The following is a 21363-nucleotide window of genomic DNA, read 5'->3' on the forward strand; positions in this document are numbered from 1 at the left end:
GCGGGTTCGGGTGTGTGCGGCGAAGGGCCGGCCGACTCGGAGGAGAAAGAGGAGCGGGAGTCGGAGGAGGCCGTGTGCGAGGCATCCGTCATCCGCGTTGTGCGCGGGAGGAGACGGCGGCTCGGGGGTCGTGATGATCCCTGTTCCGAGACAGAGTGCTCAGAGAATCAGGGGCGACCCGGCGGGGGTGACCGTCAGGAACACATTCGGCAACACATGGCAACGCGCGGCATCATGATGCCGGCATATCCGTTCGCCTCCCGGGCGGACAGAGTGCGTGCGTTGTCAGTCATGAGGCCGATTATGACGAACGGTGCCGCGATGTGTCAAACGGATCTCCCCGGCATCCGGCTTCATGACGGAATGTGACGGAGCCGACGCGCACGGCACAATCGAAGGATGCCTGCCCCCGCCGACGCGCCGAGCGACGCGCCCGGCGACGCGCCTCGACGCATCCGGATCGTCGGCACGTCGGGGTCGGGCAAGTCCCGTCTCGCCGAGCGCGTCGCAGCCCGGACGGGCCTGCCGCGGCTCGACCTGGACGCCGTGTTCTGGGACCGCGACTGGACGCAGCGCGACGTCGATGAGGCGCGCTCCCTCATCCGCGCCTTCGTCGCGTGCGCTGGGCGTGGACCGCTCACCTTCGCGTCCGTGCCCGCATGCTCGAGCGGATCGCGGCGGGGGAGCCCATTGTGCACCTGGCCGGGCAGCATGCGGTCGACGCGTGGCTCAGCTCCCTCCCGGCTGACCGGGCGTAGCGTGGAGACATGACCGACCTGACGTTTGCCGATGAGAAGGATGCCTCGCGCTACACCCTGCACAAGGGGTCCGACCTCGTGAGCGTCCTGGACTACCGCGATGACGGGCGCACCGTTGCGATGACGCGTGCGTACACGATCCCGACGTTCCGCGGTCACGGCTACGCGGGCGAGCTCGTCGAGCGTGCCGTCGCCGACCTCGAGGCCCGTGGCGACCGCGCCGTGAGCCCTGTCTGCTGGTACGTCGCCGACTGGTTCGACCAGCACCCCGACCGGTCCGGCATCCTCGCCGCGCGTCGCGCGAGCTGATGGCTACCTTCCCACCCGCACCCCGTCAAGCCCCTGACCTGGGGCGTCACGACGGGTGACAGTGGACGCACCGACGACGAAGGGTGCGCCATGTCAGACCAGCGAGAGAAGAACGACCTGCCCGAGGGTGTCATCGACGCCGAGCCCGCCGGAGGGTGGGAGAGCGGCGACGTGAACGACGGGGAGACGCGCGAGCGCTCGGCCGCCGAAGCGCCCGAGGCCGCGCTGCCATCGGATGCCGATGAGGATGCCGACGGGCCGGCGACCGGATACTCCGTCGAGGCTGTCGACGACGTCGACGCCGCCGAGGTCTCGCAGGGCGTCGACGCCGATCTCTCGACGGGCGACGGCTCGTGAGCGAGGGGACCCAGGACGAGCCGGCGCTCGATCAGAACGCCGCGTCCGATCAGGACAAGCTCGACGGCCTCGTCGCGCAGCTACGCGCCGACGTCGCGGGCGAGAACGCCGCCACCGTCGAGCAGGCCGTACGCCGGCGGTTGGACGACACAGGGATCGCGCTCGGCGAGGAGCGGATCGCCGCGCTCGTCGCGGAACTGTCTTCGGGGCGCTGAGCGGGCGGGGCTCGGCCCGCGCCGCTCAGATCTGCGCGAACGCGCGAATCGCCTCGGCGGCCGGACCCGCGTCGCGGATGAGCGTCTCGTGGCCGTGCCCGGCGATCTCGACGCTCTCCGCGGACGGGATCGCGGCGACCACCTCGTCGCACCATTCCGGCGGCGCGACGGGGTCGTCCTCGCCGCGCACGACGAGCGTCGGCGCGGCGACGCGCGGGTAGGAGTCCTCCGGACGGTGTACGAGCATCGCGTGCATCTTGCGCCCGAGGTGAGGTCCGGCGCGCAGGTACTCGCGCGCGCCGAGGATCAGGACCTTGGGGCTCTCGCCCAGGAGGTCCAGGCCGAGCCGGATCAGCTGCGCGAATGCGCTCCGGTGGTGACGGTCAACGGTCGGGGCGACGAGCACGAGCCGGCGCACCGTCGCGGGGTGGCGCACCGCGGTCTCGGTGACGACCTGCGTGCCCATCGAGTGCCCGATGAGGGTCACCGGGCCCCGGTCGAGATGCCGCAGGTACGCGGCCACGAGGTCGCCGAGGCGCTCCATCGTCGGCGTGCGCGGGGGTTCGGGGGCGTCGCCATAGCCGGGGAGGTCGAGCGAGACGACGAGGGCATCGTCCTCGAGACGCTGGGTCAGATCGGCGAACACCTTCCGGCCCATGCCGATCCCGTGCACGAGGACGACCGTGCGCGGGGATGCCTGGTCGCCGCGCTTCTCGGCGATGAGCGTCGCCCCGTCGTACGAGAACTCCTCGATGTCGCCGTCGTCGGTCGGAACGCCCGTCAGCTCATCGATCGCCGTGTCGACGGCATCCGCAGCCTTCTCGACCGGCCCGTCGTCTTTCGCCATGAGATGAGCGTAGGAGGTGGGCGGAGGCGTCTTCTGAGCGAACGGTGAACGCGGATCGCCCCCGCGCCTCCCCGCGGGCATAGCCTGAGTGCGATGTCCACACCGCCCGGCTCTCCGCCCACCGCCAGCATCCCGCTCGGCCACGGCCAGCGCTGGCGCGCGTTCTGGGTGTGCGTGTCGGTCGCGGCGCTCACGATCATGGACCTCAGTAAGGTCAACGTCGCCCTCCCCTCCATCGAGAAGGCACTCGGGGCCTCGCCGACCGAGCTCCAGATCATCGTGTCGGGCTACGTCCTCATGTTCGGCCTCGCCCTCGTGCCGTTCGGACGCCTCGGCGACCAGCGGTCGCGGCGTCAGCTGTTCATCCTGGGCCTCTCGCTCTTCACGATCACGAGCGTCGTCTGCGCCCTCGCGCCCAACGCCGAGGTGCTGTTCGCGGGGCGCCTCGTGCAGGGGCTCGCCGCAGGCATCCAGATGCCGCAGGTCATCGGCACGATCCAGCAGATCTTCGTCGGCAAGGAGCGCGGGCGCGCGTTCGGCCTGTTCGGCGCGACGATCAGCATCGCGACGGCGATCGGCCCGACGCTCGGCGGCCTCATGATCGCGGTCGGCGGCGCGCAGGACGGCTGGCGCTGGATCTTCTGGATCAACGTGCCGCTGTGCCTGCTCGTCCTCGCGGGGGTCATCTTCCTGCTGCCCCGAACGAGGATGCCGAGCGCGTCGCGCCTCGAGCTCGACCCGATCGGCCTCGTGCTGTTCAGCATCATGATCATCACGCTCATGTGGCCGTTCCTCCTGACGACCGGGTCGCCCGACGACGACCCACGGCGCTGGTGGACGCTCGCCCTCGCCGCGGTGTTCGCGGTCGCCTTCGCCTGGTGGGAGCACCGGTATGCGGCATCCGGGCGGGCGCCACTCGTGCCGTTCGCCCTCTTCACCGTCGACTCGTATCGCAACGGCACGCTCATCGCGACGACCTACTTCACGGCGGTGCCGGCACTCTTCCTGCTGACGACGCTGTTCCTCCAGCTCGGCATCGGGCTCGCGCCGGTGTTCGCCGGGATGGTCTCGATCGGCTTCGCGCTCGCGAGTGCCGTCACCGCCTGGTACGGGGGCAACAACGTGGCGCGGCTCGGCCGGCCGCTCGTCGTGTGGGGCGTGGCGATCGTCCTCGTCTCGGCGATCGTCCTCACCGTCGTGGCCTACACCGTCCCGGTCGGGATCGTCGCCTACGCGATGGCCGCGGTCATGATGGTCGCGGGGGCCGGGGCGGGGCTCGTCGTCGCGCCGAACCAGACGCTCACGCTCGCGGAGATCCCGACGCGTTCGGGCGGTCTCGCGGGGTCGGTCGGCCAGCTCGGGCAGCGGATCGGCACGGCGGTCGGCACGGCTGTCGCCCTCTCGCTGTTCTACGCCGCGGTCTACCGCGACGTGGGCGCGGGCCGCGAGGGGATCGACGTCTACCACGATGCCTACGCCTACGGGATGCTCGCGGTCGTCGTCTTCCTCGCGGTCGCCCTCGTGCTCGGTCTCGTCGACCTCGCGGCTCGACGCCGCGAACGCCGGGCGGGCGGCTCGGGGGGCTGATCGCGGCATGCCCTCCGGGCGATGTCGGAGGGTCGATCTACCGTGGAGTCATGCGCATCCTGCACACCTCCGACTGGCATATCGGGCGGACCTTCCACGGTCACTCCACGCTCGAGGCGTTGCGCGGCGTGCTCGAGGCGCTGACCGACCAGGTGCGTGCGCACGACGTCGACGTCGTGATCGTCGCGGGTGACGTGTTCGATTCCGCGACGCCGGCCGCCGCCTGCTACGCCCTCCTCTCCGACACGCTGCGCGGCCTCGCCGCCACCGGTGCCGAGGTGATCGTCACGAGCGGCAACCACGACTCGGCCGCCCGGCTCGGCTTCCAATCGGGGCTGCTCCGCAGCGGCATCCACGTGCTCACCGACCCCGCGGCGGTCGGCATCCCCGTGACGGTGCGCGACGCGCACGGGCCGGTGCACGTATATGGCATCCCCTTCCTCGAACCGGCGCTGGTGCGACACACCTGGCCCGACGCGCGTTCGCAGGCGGGCGCCCTCGGGCACGCGATGGGTCTCGTCCGCGCCGATCTCGCCGCCCGAGAGGCGAGCGGAGAACGCGGCCGGTCGGTCGCGATCGCGCACTGCTTCGCGGCGGGGGTTGAACCGACACCGCATCTCGAGCGCGACATCCAGCAGGGCGGCCTCGACGTCGTACCGCTTCAGGCCTTAGACGGCGTGGATTACGCCGCGCTCGGCCACATCCACGGACGGCAGACGCTCGCGCCGCACATCCGGTACGCGGGAGCGCCGCTGCACTACAGCTTCGGCGAGGGCGACAAGCCGCGCGGTTCGTGGCTCGTCGAGCTGGATGCCGAGGGGCTTGGGGACGTCGAATGGCTTCCGCTACCGGTGCCTCGGCGTCTGCGGACGCTGCGCGGCGCGTTCGACGAGCTTCTCGCCGACCCGGGCCTCGCCGATGCCGAAGACGCCTGGGTGTGCGTCGAGTACACCGACATGCTTCCCCAGACCGACCCGCTGCGGCGGCTGCAAGAACGGTTCCCGTTCTGCGCGAAGGTCGTGCACGCACCCGCCGTGACGGCGGAGAGCGACGGGCGCTCGTACGTGCAGCGCGTGCGGTCGGCCCGCAGCGACACGGAGCTGCTGGATGCCTTCCTCGCGCACGTGCGCTCGGGTGAGGGCCTCACCGACCGCGAGAGCGACGTGTGGAACGACGTGCGCGACGAGCGGGTGCGCACCGGGGCGGGAGAGGGCGTCGGCGCCGCGCCGGCGGCCGCGGTCGTACGCGGCGACGCGGCGGGGGTGGGCGCGTGAGGCTCCACACGCTCGAACTGACCGGATTCGGGCCGTTCCGTGAAACACAGCGCATCGATTTCGACGCGTTCGCCGGCGACGGGCTGTTTCTCATCTCGGGGCGGACGGGTACGGGCAAGTCGAGCATCCTCGACGGCGTGAGCTTCGCGCTCTACGGCACCGTGCCGCGCTACGACGGTGCCGAGAAGCGCCTGCGCAGTGACCACAGCGCCCCTGCCGATCCGACCGAGGTGCGCCTCGAGTTCACGATCGGCGACACGCGCTGGCGTGTCACGCGGGCACCCGAGTACGACCGCCCTGCCAAGCGCGCCGGGGGCAAGCGCGGGGGCTTGACGACAGAGCCCGCCCGCGCCGTGCTCGAAGAACGCGTGGGCGAGCAGTGGATCGGCCGCGCCGCGAAGCCGCGTACGGTCGGTGAGACGCTCGGCGAGATCCTCGGACTCAACGCGCAGCAGTTCCAACAGGTGATCCTGCTCGCTCAGAACAAGTTCTCGCGCTTCCTCCTCGCCTCCGGTGACGAGCGGCAGACCCTCCTGCGCACCCTGTTCGGCACGCGCCGTTTCGAGCAGTACCGCGATGCGCTCGATGAGCGTCGCAAAGACGCGCAGCGCCGACTCGACACCGCCGGCGAGCACGCGCGCACCCTGACGGAGCTCGCCCTGCGACTCGTCGCCGAGCACGACCTGGGCGGCGGAGGCGCAGCCGGCGAGGCGACCGGCGACGCGGGGGCCGCGGCAGACGATCTCCTCGCGGCGCAGGCGCGCGCCGACTATCGCGTCGAGCAGGCGGCGACCGCGCGCGAGCAGGCGGATGCCGCGGCATCCGAGGCCTCGCGGCACCTGGTCGAGCGCACCGAGCGCGCGCAGCGTGCCCGCGAGCGCGCGGCCCTGCGCACGCGCCTCGCCGCGCTCGAGGAGCGCGAGCCGGCGATCTCCGCCGACCGCGACCGGCTCGCGGCCGCACGCGTCGCCGAGACGCTCCGCGCGACGCTCGACGTGGTCGACCGTGCGTCCGCCGCCCATGAGGCCGCCGCGCAGCTGGCCGACCGGGCGGAGCAGGAATGGGTCGCGCACGGCGGCGACGCCCTCGCCGACGGGCCGGGCGACCGCGCGGGCGAGAGTCAGGCCGTGGACCTTGGTGAACGGATCGACGCGCTGACCGCCGACATCGCCCGATGGGATGCCGCGGCCGCCCTCGAACGGGAGCAGTCCGAGCGCGAGGCGCGCCTCGAGGCCCAGGCAACCGAGATCGCCGCGCTCGACGCGGAGATCGCCGAGCTCGACGCTCGCCTCGCCGCGGCGCCCGACGAGCGCGCCGCCCTCGAGAACGCGACGGCCGCGGCTCGGGCCGGTGCCGCACGCCGAGACGACCTCGGGGCGCGTCGCGCCGAGCTCGAGGCCCGGCTCGCCGCTGCGCGGGAGGCGGCTCGACTGTCGGAGCGGAGCGTCGCTGCCGAGCGCGAGTATCTCGAGGCCAGCACCGCGGCAGGCGATGCCGCGACCGCGGTCACAGCGCTTCTCGCCCGACGCCTCGCCGGGCACGCGGGCGAACTGTCGGCCGCCCTCGTCGACGGCGAGCCCTGCGCCGTCTGCGGATCGACCAGCCACCCCGCGCCCGCTCCATCGTCCGACGACCCCGTCACCGACGACGCGCTCGCCGACGCGGAAGCGGCACGCGAGGGCGCGCAGCGCGGCGCGGCCGATGCCGCCGAGGCGGCCCGCGTCGCGCGCGAGGCACTCGCCGCCGCCCGCGCGCGTGCGGGCGACCAGAGCGAGCTCGAGCTGGTCGCCGCGCTCGCCGACGTCACCGCGCAGGCGGATGCCGCCGATGCCGCCGCCGACGAGCTCACCGCCCTGACCGAGCGCCTGACCGCGCTCGACCGGCGCATCGACGCCGCGCGCACCGTTCGCGACGACCTGGGAGCGCGCCGCGCGGCCCTCGGGGAGGAGCACGCCGCGACCCGATCCGCCTCGACCGGCGCAGCGCGCACGATCGCCGAGGCGCGCGGCGACTTCCCGACCGTCGCGGCGCGCATCGCGGCAGCGACGGAAGAGCGCGCCCGCGCCCGCGCCCTCGCCACCGCGCGTGAGGCCCGTGACGAACGCGCGCGCGCTCTGGCTGCCGCCGAGGACGATGCGCGCGTCGGCGTGGACGCCGCGGGGCTCTCCTCCGCAGCCGATGCCCGCGCGGCGCTCCTCTCGCCCGCTGAGCGCGACGCGCTCGACGCCCGCATCGCCACGCACGCCGCCGACCTCGCCGGGACGCGTGAGCGCCTGCTCGAACTCGAACTCGTGCTCACCGACGACGATCCCACCGACGCCGATCTCGACGCGGTCTCCGCGGCCGCGCGCGACGCCGACACCACCCGCACCGCCGCGATCGCCGCGCACCTCGACGCGGAGTCGGTCGCGACACGGTTGCGCGACCTCGCCCAGCAGGTCGATGACGCGTCCGCGGCCGTCAGCGGTCTCGCCGACGACGCGGCGGCCGTCATCCGCCTGGCCGACACCGTCGCCGGTCGCGCCCCCAACACGATGAAGATGGACCTCGAGACCTTCGTCCTCGCGGCGGAACTGGAGGAGATCGTCGCGGCGGCGAATCTCCGGCTCACCGAGATGTCATCGGGCCGCTACAGCCTGCACCACTCCGACGCGCGCGCCGCGCGCGGACGCGCCTCGGGGCTCGGCATCGAGGTGCTCGACGCCTACACCGGGCGGATGCGGTCGCCGCAGTCGCTGTCGGGTGGCGAGACCTTCCTCGCGTCGCTGTCCCTCGCCCTCGGCCTCGGCGAAGTCGTGACGTCGCGCGCGGGAGGCATCCGCCTCGACACCCTCTTCGTCGACGAGGGGTTCGGCTCACTCGACCCCGAGACGCTCGACCTTGCGATGCGGACGCTCGATGAGCTGCGCGCCGGCGGTCGTACCGTCGGCGTCATCAGCCACGTCGAGGCGATGAAGGAGCAGATCCCCGCGCAGCTCAGCGTCGAGGCGGCGCCCGAGGGGCCGAGCGTCATCCGGCAGGACGTCGCCGTCCTCGCCTGATCGATCGGGCCGGACGGCCTCCGCCGAGACCGGATCGGGCCGCCGTGCGCAGCGGTCCTGCTCACGCGGACGCGGCAGGGGTGGGGCGCGCGATCCCCTCATGGATGCGTCGCAGGTCGACCAGAAGCGATCCGATGAGCATCCAGTGCCGCGGCGGAACGGTGTTCACCTCGAGCGGACGCGTCAGCGCGGGCGGCTCGTCGCTCACCGGCGCACCGGTCCCCGGCGACGTCAGACGCAGATCGTGGCCCGCGCGGTGCAGCTGCTCCGCGATCGACCCGATCTCGCGGTCGGCGCTGATCGTGTCGTCGTAGTCGTCGACGAACGCCCGCGTCATGCCGATGGTCTGCGTCACGATGGCGAACAGACGCTGCACGTCGGACTCCAGGGCATCGACCTCCCGTGCTCGGGTCCTTCCGCGCGGGTTGAGGGCGAGCGACGATCGTGCGTCGGTGAGCGCGCGCTCGGCATCCGCCACCGAGCCGCGCAGAAGCCGCGCGTCGTCGAGCAGCGTCTGCAGCTGCGCGGCGCTCTGCGGCGCGACGAGCGCGTCGGCGAGTGCCTCGAGGCTGCGCGCGGTGGCGTCGTTCACCGCGCCGACCTTCTGCTGCGCCGGGGCGAGGCTCAGCGGCGGCACGATGACGACGTTGACGATCAGACCGATGAGCGCGCCGATCGCCGTCTCGAGAACGCGATCCACGGCGTAGCCGGGTGTCGCCGATCCCAGTGCGAGGACGAGCATGGCGCTGATGGCGACCTGGTTCGCCGTTCCGGGCGCCGCGCGCAGCCCCCACGCGAGCAGCAGTGCGGCCGCGACGGCGAGGGCTATCGCCCAGAACCCGTTGCCGAGGAGCAGCCCGATCGCCGAAGCGACGAGCACTCCCGTGATCACCCCCACCGTTCGCTCGACTCCCCGCCCGAAGGATTCGCCGACGCTGGGCTGAACCGTGAGCAGGGCGGCGATCGCAGCGAACACCGGCGGCGGGCCGGGGATGAGGGCGCCCGCGACGAGCCACGCCGCGATCGTCGCGACAACCGACTTGACGACCTGCAGAAGGGGCGTGCGCCGGGCGACGCGGAGCGACCATTTCATGTCCACACGCTACGCGCTGACGTCGGTCCCCGCGCCGGTCGCCGCGGACCGAGGCCTAGGCTGGAGACATGAGCAAGAGCACGGTGCTGACCATCCTCGGCGCGATCGTCGCGATCGTGATCGCGTGGTTCCTCGTCGACGTCGTCTTCAAGGTCGCGTGGTTCTTCGCGAAGGTCGGGATCGTCGCGGTCGTCGCCGTGGTCATCTTCGTCCTGCTGCAGCTGCTGCTGCGCCGCCGCGAAGACTGACCCGACCCCCACCCTCCCACGTGCGCGCGAAGCCCTCGCCGCGCGACGAAACTCCCGTCACGCGACGACGAGCCCCCGCCGCGCGACGCGAGGTCGCAGCGACGGGGGCTCGAATCGGGCCGAGACCAGCTCAGCGCAGGTAGGTGTCCGCGGAGTCGTAGATCGTCTGGTACAGCGAGCGCAGCTGGTCGGCGGTGATCGCGCCGCCCATCGAAGGCAGCGTCTGCTCGACGATCGCGTCGATGCCGTCCGGTCCGGTCACGAGCAGGCCCCGGCCGACCGTCAGCAGGGTGTCGTCGGTGAACACGCTGTCGACGATCTCCGGCGTGATCGAGGGGTCGAGCTGCCCCATGATGTCCTGCACCTTCGGGCGCACATCGGCGAGATACGCCGCCTCGTCGCCGGCCGACGCGTCGGGGGCGGTCGCCTCCGGTGAGGGCGAGGCGGATGCCTCATCGGTCGGCGTCGGCGCGGGGCTCTCGCTCGCGTCGGTGGTCGCCGTCGGGGCGGGCGTCGTCGACGTGCCGCCGGCTGCGAGACCGATGAACACCAGCGAGGCCAGGAGGGCGACGACGCCCAGGATGCCGCCGACGACCGACAGCACGAGTGCGGTGATGCTGAGGGGCTTTCCGCCGTTGCGCTTGCCGACAAGGCCGACGATCGACACGATCAGCGCGATCAGCAGCACGAGGCCGCCGAGGAGCACGGCGAAGAAGCCGAACCACGGAATCGGGACGAAGCCGAAGAGCACGAGCACGACGCCGACGATCGCGAGGATCAGGGCCGTCCAGGCGACGCCCTTGGAACGCGTGTCGGGCGCAGAGGGGCCCGTGCCGTTGGGCTGCTGGGGGTAGCCCGGCTGACCGTACCCGGCGGGGGGAACGGCGCCGCCCGCGGGCGGCTGCGCCGCGTAGGCGGGCTGTTGCGCCTGGTAGGCCGGCGGGTAGACCTCGGTCGGCTGCGTGGGCTCGACCGGGCGCTGGGGCTCCGCCGGGTCGTTGGGCGGTGTGTTCGACATGATGTCCTTCGTCGGTGGGAGAGTCGGTGGTGAAAGTCGGTGGGATGAGATGTCCCGGCGACGCGCGAAAGCGACGGGCCGCCAGAACGAGGCTACCGGCCTCAGACGCCGTAGCGCTTCGTGATCTCCTGCCGCAGCGTCACACTGCAAGCCGCCACGGCCTCGTCCCAGTGGGTGGTGGCGCCGTCCTGCGCGTTGTCCGACACGGCCTTCAGTACGGTGATCGGCACGCCGTACTGTTGCGCGACCCAGATGTACGCGTAGGCCTCCATGTCGACGAGCGTCGCGCCCAGGCCGCGGATGAACGCCACGGCATCCGCATCGTCGACGAAGCTGTCGCCCGTCGCGATCGTCGCCGTTCCGCGGCCGGTCTCGACGCGCGCCGGGAGGGACACGTGCTGACCCGCGACGCCCTCGAGGTCGGTGACGTCGTGCTGGATCGCCACGGCGATGTCGAACACACCGGATGCCTCGACGGAACCGGCCGGCGCGAGCGAGCCCGCCGTCCCGACGACGACGATCTCGTCGACGCGGCCGGCCTCGAGGCGCCGCGTGAGGGAGTACGCCGCCTTCAGCTTTCCGGGGCCGGTGACGAGGCGCTCGAACCCGGCGGGGTCGAGGTCGAAGGCGACGAGTTCGGAGTCCAGGGCGGCGACGAGGAGTTTCACCCCTCCAGTGTCCCATCGAGGCGGCATCTCACCTTTTTCACACCGGTGCGCACCGCCCGCGTGGCGTCATCGTGGTCCAAGATGGGGGCGAGGGGTGTCTTCGCGTCGGCGGGGCGCCCGTCGTGCGGATTCAGCGATCGGAGCGATCATGGCCTTGCAGACCGTCCTTCTCGAGACTCCTCCGGAGTTCACCGCGCGCCTCGGCTGGGACCCAGGCACGACGGTCCACGATCGGCGTCGCATCATCGCGCAGGAACTCATCGCCGGCAGGCTCTCCTGCGAGGCGAAGGACATCCGCATCGAGCGGGAGGCGCCGCGCGGCTTCGGCTATCACACACGTCTGATCGCCTCGCGCGACGGCGAGGAGTTGCCGATTGCGATCGTGACGGCGAGCTACCGCGCCGCGACCGTCGTCGCGATCTGCGACCCGGGGCTGCCGCTCGGCATCGACATCCGCGACATGAATCCGGATGCCGCGGACATCCGCCTCATGCAGAAGCACTCGAGTCTCATCGATGAGAGCAACATCCCCGACCTCCTGCAGCACTGGGTGCGCGTGCAGGCGGTGCTCGAGGCCGACGGACGCGGCGTGCGTGTCGCTCCGGAGCGCGTCAAGCTCGACCCGGGTCGGAACCTCGGGTGGATCCCCGACCGCAAGATGCGCTACAAGCTCATCGACGCGTCGCGCGACGGCTGGGTCATCACGCTGGCCATGGGCATCCTGCCGAAGGAGTGAGCGCGGGCGCCGGCAGGAGGGGGAGGGCGTGACGATCGAGCCGGTCTTCACGGGTGTCGCCGTGACCTTCGAGGTCGTCGGCGTCGTCGCGATCGTCGTCGGCTTCGCCGTCGCGATCGTGCTCGCTGCGCTCGAGCTGGCGCGTGGCCACGGTGGCGGCGCGGCGTACCTGACCCTCCGGCGCACGCTCGGCGGCGCCATCCTGCTGGGGCTGGAGATCCTCGTCGCGGCCGACCTCATCCGCACGATCACCTCCAAGCCCTCCATCGAGGAGGCGCTCGTCCTCGGCATCGTCGTGCTCATCCGGACGATCCTGTCGCTGTCGATCCAGATCGAGATCGACGGGGTGCTTCCGTGGCGGCGCGCCCTGCTGACGAGCGGTGCGCAGGTGATGTCGCGCGAAATCGGTTCGGCGCGCCGCGGCGGGCGGGCCTACGGCGGGCGGGCGGATGCCGCGGGGCGCGAGTCCTGAGCGCTCGCGCGACGGCGGTCAGCCCCGCGTCGCCCGCCGGCCGCGCCTCGCTCGTCAGTCCCGTGTCGCCTCGTCGCCGGCCGCGAGCGCCGCGTCGAGCTCCGCGAGCCACGCCGTCGCGTTCCCGTCGGAGGGCGCACGCCAGTCGCCGCGCGGCGAGAGCGACCCGGCGGGCAGCACCTTCGGGCCGTTCGGGATCGCGGTGCGCTTGAACTGCGCGAACCCGAAGAACCGGTTCAGGAACACGCGCAGCCACCGCACGATCGCCTCGCGGTCGTAGGCGTACCGGTCGGCGGCGGGGAACCCCGGCGGCCACGCTCCGGCATCCGCGTCGGACCACGCCTGCTCGGCGAGGAACACGATCTTCGAGGGCCGGAACCCGTAGCGGAGGATGTGGAAGAGCGCGAAGTCGTGCAGGGCGTAGGGGCCGATCGTGTCCTCGGTGGACTGCACCTTGCCGTCTTGACCCGCGGGCACGAGTTCGGGGCTGATCTCGGTGTCGAGCACCGACTGCAGCACGTCCTTCGCCTCGGGCGTCAGCGTTTCGTCGTCGCTGTGCGCGATGACCCAGCGGATGAGGTGCTGGATGAGGGTCTTCGGCACGCCCGCGTTGACGGCGTAGTGGCTCATCTGGTCGCCCACGCCGTACGTCGCCCACCCGAGGGCGAGCTCGGAGAGGTCGGAGGTGCCGACGACGAAGCCGCCGTTCTGGTTCGCGAGGCGGAAGAGGAAATCGGTGCGGGCGCCGGCCTGCACGTTCTCGAACGTGACGTCGTAGAGGGGCTCGCCGTTCGCGTAGGGATGCCCGAGGCCCTTCAGGATCTCGGTCGCCATCGGGCGGATGTCGATCGTCGAGGTCGTCGCGCCGATCGCCTCGGCGAGGGCGAGCGCGTTCGACTTCGTGTGCTCGCTCGTCGCGAAGCCGGGGAGCGTGTAGGCGAGGATGTCGCTGCGCGGGCGGTCCATGGCATCCATCGCCCGCGCGACGACGAGGAGGGCGTGGGTCGAGTCGAGACCGCCCGAGACGCCGATGACGGGCTTCGGTGAACCGATGGCGCGCATGCGCTGCACGAGCCCCGACACCAGGATGTTGAACGCCTCGTAGCAGTCCTGGTCGAGTCGGGCGGCGTCGTCGGGGACGAAGGGGAACCGGTCGAGCGGGCGACGGAGCTCAGTGACGGTGGCCGGCGGCACGAGCTCGAACGGGATGCGCCGGGCGCTCGCCCAGGCATCCACCCGGTTGTCGTCGAACGTTCCCTGACGGAGGCGATCCTGGCGGAGGCGGTCGAGATCGACGTCGGCATAGGAGGTGCGCGGTCCATCCGGGAAGCGCGGCGTCTCGGCGAGGAGCGTTCCCGCCTCGTAGATCATGGTCTGGCCGTCCCACGAGACGTCGTTGGTCGACTCGCCCGCGCCGGCGGCGGCGTACGCGTAGGCGGCGTTGCACCGGAACGACTGCGACTTCGCGAGCAGGTGCCGGTCGTCGGCGCGCGCGACGGTGATCGGGCTGCCGGAGAGGTTCAGGAGCACCGTCGCCCCCGCGAGCGCCGCGGTGGAGGACGGCGGGATCGGCACCCACATGTCCTCGCAGACCTCCGCGTGCACGGCCAGCCCCGGCACGTCGGATGCCTCGAAGAGCAGATCGGTGCCGACGGGCACTTCGCGCTCGCCGATCGTCGCGGTGTCGGGGGCGTCGGCTCCGCTCGCGTACCAGCGCGCCTCGTAGAACTCGCGGTACGTCGGGAGGTAGGTCTTCGGGGCGATGCCCAGGATCTCGCCACGGTGAATGATGACCGCGCAGTTGTACAGGCGTGCGCCGAGCAGGAGCGGCGCGCCGACGACCAGCAGCGGTCGGATGAGGCGCGAGCCCTCGGCGACCGTCTGGATCGCTGCGCGGACGGCATCCAGCAGGGTGTCCTGCATGACGAGGTCGTCGATCGCGTAGCCCGACAGGCACAGCTCGGGGAACACGGCGACCGCCGCGCCCTCGTCGTGCGCCGAGCGGGCGGCCGCGAGCACGGCGGCGGCGTTCGCTGCCGGGTCGGCGATCGCGACGGGGATCGTGCAGGCCGCGACGCGCGCGAACCCGTGCCGGTAGATGCTCTCGAACGGAAGGGTCTCGCTCACGGGTCCAGTCTGACACCTCCCTCCGGTCGTTGAGCGAGCTCACGAGTCGAAACGTCCGACCCCCCGTCTAGTGTCGATCGCGGAAGGGTGACATGCGATACATCGAAGGAGACGGGGCCGGAGCGCTGCCGCGGATCGTCTGGAGCGCGAGCGATCTGAAGGCGGCGGCCGAGTGCGAGTTCGCGTGGCTGCGGCAGATCGACGCGAAGCTCGGGCGCGTTCTGCTCGTCGAGGAACCGGAAGACCTGACCCTCGAGCGCGCCGCCCGGCTCGGTGACCAGCACGAGCTGCGCCGGCTCGAGGCGTATCGCGAGGAGTATCCGGGGCGCGTGGTCGAGCTGCCGCAGACCCGGTCGTCGGATGCCGAGGGCATCGCCGCCGCCGTCGCCGCGACGAACGCCGCGCTCTCCGACCCCGACGTCGCCGTAATTTACCAGGCCGTCTTCGCGACCGACGAGTTCGTCGGCTTCGCCGACTTCCTGCTGCGCGGCGAAGACGGACGGTGGATCGTGCAGGATACGAAGCTCGCCCGCCGGGCGCGGGTCACCGCGCTCATGCAGCTGGCGGCATACGTCGACCAGCTCGACCGCCTGGGTGTGCCGCACAGCGATCGCGTGGAGCTGCTCCTGGGCGACGGCACCACCTCGGTGCACGCCGTCCGTGACATCATGCCCGTCTTCCGACTGCGCCGCGAGCGGCTTCGCGCGCTCATCGCCGACCGCGATCTCGCGGCCGGGGCGGCGGGGGAGCCGATCGCGTGGGGCGATGATCGCGGGGCGCTGCACGTCGTTGCCGACGGCCGCTGCGCCACGTGCGATGCCGAGGTCGTCGAGCATCGCGATCTGCTGTTGGTGGCGGGTATGCGACCCGTGCAGCGCGAGCGGCTCCGCGCCGCCGGCATCCGGACGATCGATGACCTCGCCGCGGCACGCGAGGCTCCCGATCCGATGTCGTGGGACACGTTCTCGGGTCTTCGCACGCAGGCTCGGCTGCAGCTGGAGAGTCCCGCGGGCGGCGTACCGCCGCGCGAGGGGGTAGAGGCCCCGGATGCCGCGGTCGGGGGAGCGGAGACGCACCCGGTGCCGACGTTCGAGGTCGTCTTCCCGACGGCGATCGGTGCTCTGCCCCGCCCCGATCACGGCGACATGTTCTTCGACTTCGAAGGCGATCCGCTGTACACCGAGACCCCGCCGGCCGGTGGGGTGCCGCAGTGGGGCATCGACTACCTCTTCGGGTGGGTCGATGACCGGGAGCAGTACACGGCCCTCTGGGCGCACAGCTTCGCCGACGAGCGCGCCGCCCTCGAGACCTTCCTCGACATCGTCGCGCTGCGCCGCGCCGCGCACCCCGGCATGCACATCTACCACTACGCCCCCTACGAGACGACCCACCTGCTCGCGATGGCGGCGCGCTACGGCACGCGCGAGGCCGAGGTCGACACCCTGCTGCGCGACGGGGTGTTCGTCGACCTCTACCCGATCGTCCGGCGCGCCCTGCGCGTCGGGTCGCGGTCGTACTCGATCAAGAAGCTCGAGCCGCTCTACATGGGCGACGAGGTGCGCACGAGCGACGTGCAACGCGGCGACGACTCGATCGTCAAGTACGTCGAGGCGCGCGGCCTCATCGACGCCGGCCGCGCTGAGGAGGGCGAGGCGGTGCTCGCCGACCTCGCCGACTACAACCGCTACGACTGCGTGTCGACGCGGCGCCTGCGAGACTGGCTCGTCGACCGTGCGCGCGACGCGCACCTGACTCCGTCGGCCGACATCGACCAGAGCGAGGCGGCGTACGAGCCCTCGCCCCGTGCCGACGCGCTCGCCCGGTTGGCGACGGATGCCGCGTCCGCGCCCGACCCCGACGAGGCGGCCGTCGCCGCGCTCCGGCTCGGGTCGGCGGCGATCGACTACTACCCGCGCGAGGCGAAGACCTTCTGGGCCACGCACTTCCTGCGGCTGCGCGAGCCGGTCTCGATCTGGGAGGACACGCGCGACGTCGTCGTCTTCGACCACGACCGCTCCCGCGTGCTCACCGACTGGCACATCCCGGAGGGGGCGCGCGCGCAGCGCCGCGTGGTGGAGCTGCGCGGCGACCTCGCCCCCGGCACGAAGCTCTCCGCCGGCACGGCACCCTTCGTCCTCTACGAGCTGCCGGCGCCGTTCCCGGTCGAGACGAGCACGCGCTGGATCCACGTGCACCGCACCGTGCGGGTGATCGACACGCTCGACGACGGCGTCGTGATCGAAGAGAACGCGGTCCAGGGATTCACCTGGCAGGACCTGCCGATCGCCCTCACACCGCCCGCGCCGCCGAAGGCCGGCAGCCAGCAGGTGGCGATCGACGAGTGGGCCGATGCCGTGATCGCCGCAGCCCCGGCATCCGAACCCGCCTTCCCGCACGACGCCGCGACCGACCTGCTGCTCCGACGAGCGCCCCGCACACGGTCCGGGGTGCTCGCGCGCGGCTCGGGCGATGACGTCGCGGACATCACGCGGGCCGTCGACGACCTCGACCACAGCTACCTCGCCGTCCAAGGCCCTCCGGGGACCGGCAAGACCTACGTCGGCTCCCACGTCATCACCCGGCTCGTCGCGGAGCGCGGCTACAAGGTCGGCGTCGTCGCCCAATCGCACGCGGTCGTCGAGAACATGCTCGACCGCATCGTCGCGGCGGGGGTGCCGGCCGAGCAGGTCGCGAAGGCGCAGAAGTCCGGCGCCACGGGTGAGGCGACCTTCACCGCCATCGCGAAGGACGGGTACGCCGCGTTCGCCGCCGAGCACCCCGAAGGCTACGTCATCGGGGGGACCGCCTGGGACCTCTCGCACCCGCGCCGCGTGCCGCGCGGGAGCCTCGACCTGCTCGTGATCGACGAGGCGGGCCAGTTCTCGCTCGCGTCGACCATCGCGGTGTCCGTTGCGGCGCAGCGCCTGCTTCTTCTGGGCGACCCGCAGCAGTTGCCGCAGGTGAGCCAGGGGACGCACCCCGAGCCCGTGGACACGTCTGCCCTCGGCTGGGTCATGGACGGCGCGGCCGTCATCCCCGAAGACCGCGGCTACTTCTTGGCGCAGACGCGACGGATGCGGCCCGAGGTCGCCGAGCCCGTCTCCCAGCTCTCCTACGAGGGCCGGCTCGCGGCGCACCCCTCGACGTCGGCGCGCCACCTCGAGGGCGTCGCACCGGGCGTGGTCCCGGTCGCGCTCGGGCACACCGGCAACTCCACATCGTCACCCGAAGAGGCGGATGCCGTCGTCGCGATCGTCCGCGATCTCGTCGGGCGGCCGTGGGTGTCGGGCGAGGACGTGCCGCCGCGGCCGCTCGCGGCATCCGACATCATCGTCGTGACGCCGTACAACGCGCAGCAGGTGGTGGTCGAGCAGGCGCTCGCGGACGCCGGCTTCGGTGCGGTGCCCGTCGGGACGGTCGACAAGTTCCAGGGTCAGGAGGCGGCCGTCGCGATCGTGTCGCTCGCGGCGTCGTCGGGACGCGACGCGCCGCGCGGACTGGAGTTCCTGCTGTTGCAGAACCGGCTGAACGTTGCCATCTCGCGCGCCGAGCACACCGCCTACATCGTCTACGGCACGGGACTGCTCGACGATCTGCCGCGCACGCCCGACGGCGTCACCCGCCTGAGCGCCTTCGCGCGTCTCGTCGGCGCCGCCTGAACCGCTCTAGACTCGCGATAGCCCGACGACGACCCGACGAGGGGGACACCATGGCCGACGACGCACCGCGCCAGTTCGAGATCGAGCTTCCGCCGGAGGCGGTCACGGGCAGCTACGCCGACTTCGCGAACGTCTGGCACACGCAGGACGTCTTCGTGATGGACTTCGTGTCACTCGCGCGGCCCCCGCAGGCCGGGTCCGACGCCGACGGCAACCCCGTGACGATCGTCCCGGGGCGTGTCGTCCAGCGGGTGCGGATCCCTCCCCAGCAGGTGTTCGAACTCGCAAAGGCGCTGACGCAGCAGCTCGAGTTCTGGGAGCAGGAGACAGGGCACCGCGCCGGCGCCTGAGTGGCCTCGGCGGGGCGAAGAGGGCTCAGACCGTGCCGTAGAGGCGGTCTCCGGCATCCCCGAGTCCGGGCACGATGTAGCCCTTGTCGTTGAGACGTTCGTCCAGCGCACCGAGGACGAGCGTCACGTCGCGATCGCCCACCTGCTCCTCGATCTTCGCCACGCCCTCGGGCGCCCCGAGGATGCAGATCGCGGTGACGTCCTGCGCGCCGCGCGCGAAGAGGAAATCGATCGCAGCCCCCAGCGACCCGCCGGTCGCGAGCATCGGGTCGAGCACGAAGCACTGGCGGTCGCTCAGATCCTCCGGCAGTCGCTCCGCGTACGTGTACGGCTGGAGGGTCTCTTCGTTCCGGGCCATGCCGAGGAAGCCGACTTCGGCGGTCGGGAGGAGCTTGACCATCCCGTCGAGCATGCCGAGCCCGGCGCGCAGGATCGGCACGACGAGCGGCCGCGGCTCCGAGATGCGGACACCGGTGGTGGTCGTCACGGGCGTCTGGATCTCGACCTCGTCGACGCGGACATTGCGCGTCGCCTCGTAGGCGAGCAGCGTCACGAGTTCTTCGGTCAGCTGACGGAACACCGGTGAGGGGGTGCGCTCGTCGCGCAGCACCGTCAGCTTGTGGGTGATGAGGGGGTGGTCGGCCACGTGCACGCGCATGACCTCAGCCTACGGCGCGGCCCGCGCGGCTGCCTACGTCGGCGCGGCCCGCGCGGCTGCCTACGTCGGCGCGGGCAATCGAGGTGGGAGCTCCCGCGGCCCGTACGCTGGTCGCGTGAGCCTGCCGATCCCGCCCGCCGACGCCGCAGCGATGCGACGCGCGCTCGCGCTCGGTGCGGAGGCCGCGGCGGCTGAGGAGATCCCGGTGGGAGCAGTCGTGACGGATGCCGCGGGCGCGATCATCGGCGAAGGTCGCAACCTCCGCGAAGAGACGGGCGACCCCACGGCGCACGCCGAGATCGTCGCGCTCCGCGCAGCGGCGGCATCCACCGGCTCGTGGAATCTCGAGCATTGCACCCTCACCGTCACCCTCGAGCCGTGCCTCATGTGCGCCGGAGCGATCCTGCAGGCGCGCGTCGGGCGGGTGGTCTTCGGCGCGTGGGACGACAAGGCCGGGGCTGCCGGCTCGGTCTACGACGTGCTCCGCGACCGGCGTCTCCCCGTGCGCGCCGAGGTCGTCGGCGGCGTCGCCGAGCCCGAGGCGCAGGCGCTCCTGCGCACCTTCTTCGACGCCCGGCGCTGAGCGATCGACGCGAGGAACGCGATCGCCCGTGACGGCGCGATCTCCCCCTCGGGGTCGCGCACGCTCTCGAGACCGTGACCTCGGCCCGAGAGGATGCAGTCGGACACGTCCACGTCCGCGGCGCGAAGCTCGTCGATCAGCGACCGCGTCCACGCGACGGGCACGGTGTTGTCGGAGTCCCCGTGCATGATCAGCACGGATGCCGCGCGCTCAGTCGGACGAGCTGATGATGATCGTCTCGGTCGGCGGCGCGGGGTACACGGTCTTCCCGATGTAACCGATCAGCGCGAGGATCGCGCGGCGCACCTCGGCGGGGCGCTCGAGGTGCGGCGAGTGACCGACGCCTTCGAGAGTGAGCTCGGTGACCTCGCCGCCGGCGGCGGCATAGGCATCCAGCACGTCGCGCGTCTGCGAGATCATCGGCTGCGCGGGCGCGACCTCCTCACCCGGCCACCCCGGAATGACCCCGGCGACGCCGAGCTGGTTGAGGTCGAAGAACGAGGCATCCGACACGATCGCGTCGGCGGTGCCGTGCACCCACAGGATCGGCGGCTTCACCGCGAGGTCGACGATGCCGCTCGTGTCGAAGTAGCGCGGTGCCATCGTGTTGAGAACGCCGATCTTCCCCGCACCGAAACCGGGCCAGTTCGGGCTCTCGACCCCGTCGCCGGGGTAGTTCCCCTCGGCAGTCGAGGTCGTGTTCATCGACTCGATCCAGATGTCTTCGTGATCGCTCGTGTAGCCCGGGGCGACGTAGGTGGTGCGGAAGACGTTCCGCGGCGACGACGGCGCGTCGTCACTCATATCCCGATCGGTGAGGCGCTGCACGAAGTCGGGGTTCGCGCCCCCGCCCCCGCACCCCGCGTCGTCATCGGTGAGGCGCGACCCGTCGCGCCGCGTGCCGCCGAACCCGTAGGGCGAGACGGGTGCCTGGAGGGTGAGGGAGAGCACCGGGTGATCGAGGGCGTACTGCATGACGACGCCGCCGCCCATCGACCAGCCCACGAAGTGTGCCGTCTCGATGCCGAGCGCCGTGAGGGTGGCGTGCACGTCGTCGCTGAAGTCGCGGACGCCGCGCGTCGCGTCGACGGGCAGGCTCTCGGTGCCGCCGAACCCGCGCAGGTCGATCGCGATGACACGCAGCTCTGCGGGAAGGTCCTGCATGAGCTCCTGCCAGAACAGGCTCGACGAGACGTTGCCGTGGATCAGCACGAGCGTGTGATCGGGAGTCGTCTCGGCGTCGTCTCCGGCGCGCTCGAGGATGTTCACGGTCAGCCGGTCCGTGTCGATGAGCCGCGAGGTGATGCCGTCCAGGAGGGTCATGACGGCATCCTACCCCCGCACCGATTGCACCTGAATCGAC

Annotated in this window: 21 protein-coding genes; 13 read left to right on the plus strand and 8 right to left on the minus strand. The window is 71.9% G+C overall.

What is annotated here, in order from left to right; all coding sequences use genetic code 11:
• Positions 1–399: 399 nt before the first annotated feature.
• The 4 genes from ACRVYW_RS06480 (at position 400) to ACRVYW_RS06495 (ending at position 1639) form a co-directional block, all read left to right on the plus strand.
• Positions 400–771 (plus strand): hypothetical protein, encoded by a 372-nt coding sequence (locus tag ACRVYW_RS06480; RefSeq protein ID WP_431802861.1) that lies wholly within the window; start codon positions 400–402, stop codon positions 769–771.
• The gene (locus ACRVYW_RS06485; protein WP_431802863.1) at positions 768–1067 is read left to right on the plus strand and encodes a GNAT family N-acetyltransferase; all 300 of its coding nucleotides are present in this window, start codon (positions 768–770) and stop codon (positions 1065–1067) included. Before ACRVYW_RS06480 ends, ACRVYW_RS06485 begins: the two co-directional genes overlap by 4 nt.
• A gap of 90 nt (positions 1068–1157) precedes the next feature.
• Positions 1158–1424 carry a hypothetical protein gene (locus tag ACRVYW_RS06490; RefSeq protein WP_431802865.1) on the plus strand — a complete coding sequence of 89 codons (267 nt, stop codon included), beginning with the start codon at positions 1158–1160 and terminating at the stop codon, positions 1422–1424.
• A complete protein-coding gene (locus tag ACRVYW_RS06495; protein WP_431802867.1) occupies positions 1421–1639 on the plus strand; it encodes a hypothetical protein in 219 nt (72 codons plus the stop codon). The genes ACRVYW_RS06490 and ACRVYW_RS06495 overlap by 4 nt, the downstream gene beginning before the upstream one ends.
• A gap of 25 nt (positions 1640–1664) precedes the next feature.
• Here ACRVYW_RS06495 and ACRVYW_RS06500 read toward each other — a convergent pair whose 3' ends face one another.
• The gene (locus ACRVYW_RS06500) at positions 1665–2486 is read right to left on the minus strand and encodes an alpha/beta fold hydrolase (RefSeq protein ID WP_431802868.1); all 822 of its coding nucleotides are present in this window, start codon (positions 2484–2486) and stop codon (positions 1665–1667) included.
• Between the two features lie 93 nt (positions 2487–2579).
• Here ACRVYW_RS06500 and ACRVYW_RS06505 point away from each other — a divergent pair, with 93 nt between their 5' ends.
• Genes ACRVYW_RS06505 through ACRVYW_RS06515 form a run of 3 tightly spaced genes read left to right on the plus strand, consistent with a single transcriptional unit; the run spans position 2580 to position 8388 of the window.
• Complete coding sequence (locus ACRVYW_RS06505) at positions 2580–4073, plus strand: MFS transporter (protein WP_431802870.1); 1494 nt, start codon at positions 2580–2582, stop codon at positions 4071–4073.
• Positions 4074–4123: 50 nt separating this feature from the next.
• Positions 4124–5347, plus strand: coding sequence for an exonuclease SbcCD subunit D (locus tag ACRVYW_RS06510; protein ID WP_431802872.1), 1224 nt, complete (start codon positions 4124–4126; stop codon positions 5345–5347).
• The gene (locus tag ACRVYW_RS06515; protein WP_431802874.1) at positions 5344–8388 is read left to right on the plus strand and encodes an AAA family ATPase; all 3045 of its coding nucleotides are present in this window, start codon (positions 5344–5346) and stop codon (positions 8386–8388) included. The genes ACRVYW_RS06510 and ACRVYW_RS06515 overlap by 4 nt, the downstream gene beginning before the upstream one ends.
• Positions 8389–8449: 61 nt before the next feature.
• On the opposite strand, the gene ACRVYW_RS06520 is transcribed toward ACRVYW_RS06515, so the two are convergent.
• Positions 8450–9481 carry an FUSC family protein gene (locus ACRVYW_RS06520; protein WP_431802876.1) on the minus strand — a complete coding sequence of 344 codons (1032 nt, stop codon included), beginning with the start codon at positions 9479–9481 and terminating at the stop codon, positions 8450–8452.
• A 68-nt stretch (positions 9482–9549) separates the two neighbouring features.
• On the opposite strand from ACRVYW_RS06520, the gene ACRVYW_RS06525 reads away from it, so the two are divergent.
• Positions 9550–9729 (plus strand): hypothetical protein, encoded by a 180-nt coding sequence (locus tag ACRVYW_RS06525; RefSeq protein ID WP_431802878.1) that lies wholly within the window; start codon positions 9550–9552, stop codon positions 9727–9729.
• Positions 9730–9859: 130 nt separating this feature from the next.
• On the opposite strand, the gene ACRVYW_RS06530 is transcribed toward ACRVYW_RS06525, so the two are convergent.
• The gene (locus tag ACRVYW_RS06530) at positions 9860–10747 is read right to left on the minus strand and encodes a hypothetical protein (RefSeq protein WP_431802879.1); all 888 of its coding nucleotides are present in this window, start codon (positions 10745–10747) and stop codon (positions 9860–9862) included.
• A gap of 101 nt (positions 10748–10848) precedes the next feature.
• Complete coding sequence (locus ACRVYW_RS06535) at positions 10849–11415, minus strand: nucleoside phosphorylase (RefSeq protein ID WP_431802881.1); 567 nt, start codon at positions 11413–11415, stop codon at positions 10849–10851.
• A gap of 148 nt (positions 11416–11563) precedes the next feature.
• Between ACRVYW_RS06535 and ACRVYW_RS06540 the strand changes: the two genes are divergently transcribed.
• Positions 11564–12151, plus strand: a complete 588-nt coding sequence (locus ACRVYW_RS06540; protein WP_431802883.1) for a hypothetical protein — start codon at positions 11564–11566, stop codon at positions 12149–12151.
• A 28-nt stretch (positions 12152–12179) separates the two neighbouring features.
• Positions 12180–12623, plus strand: coding sequence for a DUF1622 domain-containing protein (locus tag ACRVYW_RS06545; protein WP_431802884.1), 444 nt, complete (start codon positions 12180–12182; stop codon positions 12621–12623).
• Positions 12624–12677: 54 nt separating this feature from the next.
• Here ACRVYW_RS06545 and ACRVYW_RS06550 read toward each other — a convergent pair whose 3' ends face one another.
• A complete protein-coding gene (locus ACRVYW_RS06550; RefSeq protein WP_431802886.1) occupies positions 12678–14750 on the minus strand; it encodes an NAD(+) synthase in 2073 nt (690 codons plus the stop codon).
• A gap of 92 nt (positions 14751–14842) precedes the next feature.
• Here ACRVYW_RS06550 and ACRVYW_RS06555 point away from each other — a divergent pair, with 92 nt between their 5' ends.
• Positions 14843–18409 carry a TM0106 family RecB-like putative nuclease gene (locus ACRVYW_RS06555; protein WP_431802888.1) on the plus strand — a complete coding sequence of 1189 codons (3567 nt, stop codon included), beginning with the start codon at positions 14843–14845 and terminating at the stop codon, positions 18407–18409.
• A 50-nt stretch (positions 18410–18459) separates the two neighbouring features.
• Entirely contained in the window at positions 18460–18759 is a 300-nt protein-coding gene (locus ACRVYW_RS06560) for a DUF3467 domain-containing protein (RefSeq protein ID WP_431802890.1), read from the plus strand.
• 25 nt (positions 18760–18784) lie between these two features.
• Here the strand turns inward: ACRVYW_RS06560 and upp are convergent, their stop codons facing one another.
• Positions 18785–19417 (minus strand): uracil phosphoribosyltransferase, encoded by a 633-nt coding sequence (gene upp, locus ACRVYW_RS06565; protein WP_431802892.1) that lies wholly within the window; start codon positions 19415–19417, stop codon positions 18785–18787.
• A gap of 151 nt (positions 19418–19568) precedes the next feature.
• Here upp and ACRVYW_RS06570 point away from each other — a divergent pair, with 151 nt between their 5' ends.
• Positions 19569–20000 carry a nucleoside deaminase gene (locus ACRVYW_RS06570; protein ID WP_431803321.1) on the plus strand — a complete coding sequence of 144 codons (432 nt, stop codon included), beginning with the start codon at positions 19569–19571 and terminating at the stop codon, positions 19998–20000.
• Here ACRVYW_RS06570 and ACRVYW_RS06575 read toward each other — a convergent pair.
• The gene (locus tag ACRVYW_RS06575; RefSeq protein WP_431803323.1) at positions 19889–20188 is read right to left on the minus strand and encodes an alpha/beta hydrolase family protein; all 300 of its coding nucleotides are present in this window, start codon (positions 20186–20188) and stop codon (positions 19889–19891) included. The two genes, ACRVYW_RS06570 and ACRVYW_RS06575, sit on opposite strands and share 112 nt — an antisense overlap.
• A 22-nt stretch (positions 20189–20210) precedes the next feature.
• Positions 20211–21323: an alpha/beta hydrolase gene (locus ACRVYW_RS06580; protein WP_431802894.1), complete on the minus strand. Its 1113-nt coding sequence runs from the start codon at positions 21321–21323 to the stop codon at positions 20211–20213.
• Positions 21324–21363 lie beyond the last annotated feature (40 nt).

The sequence above is a fragment of the Microbacterium sp. bgisy203 genome (assembly GCF_965345155.1).
Taxonomy (GTDB): Bacteria; Actinomycetota; Actinomycetes; order Actinomycetales; family Microbacteriaceae; genus Microbacterium.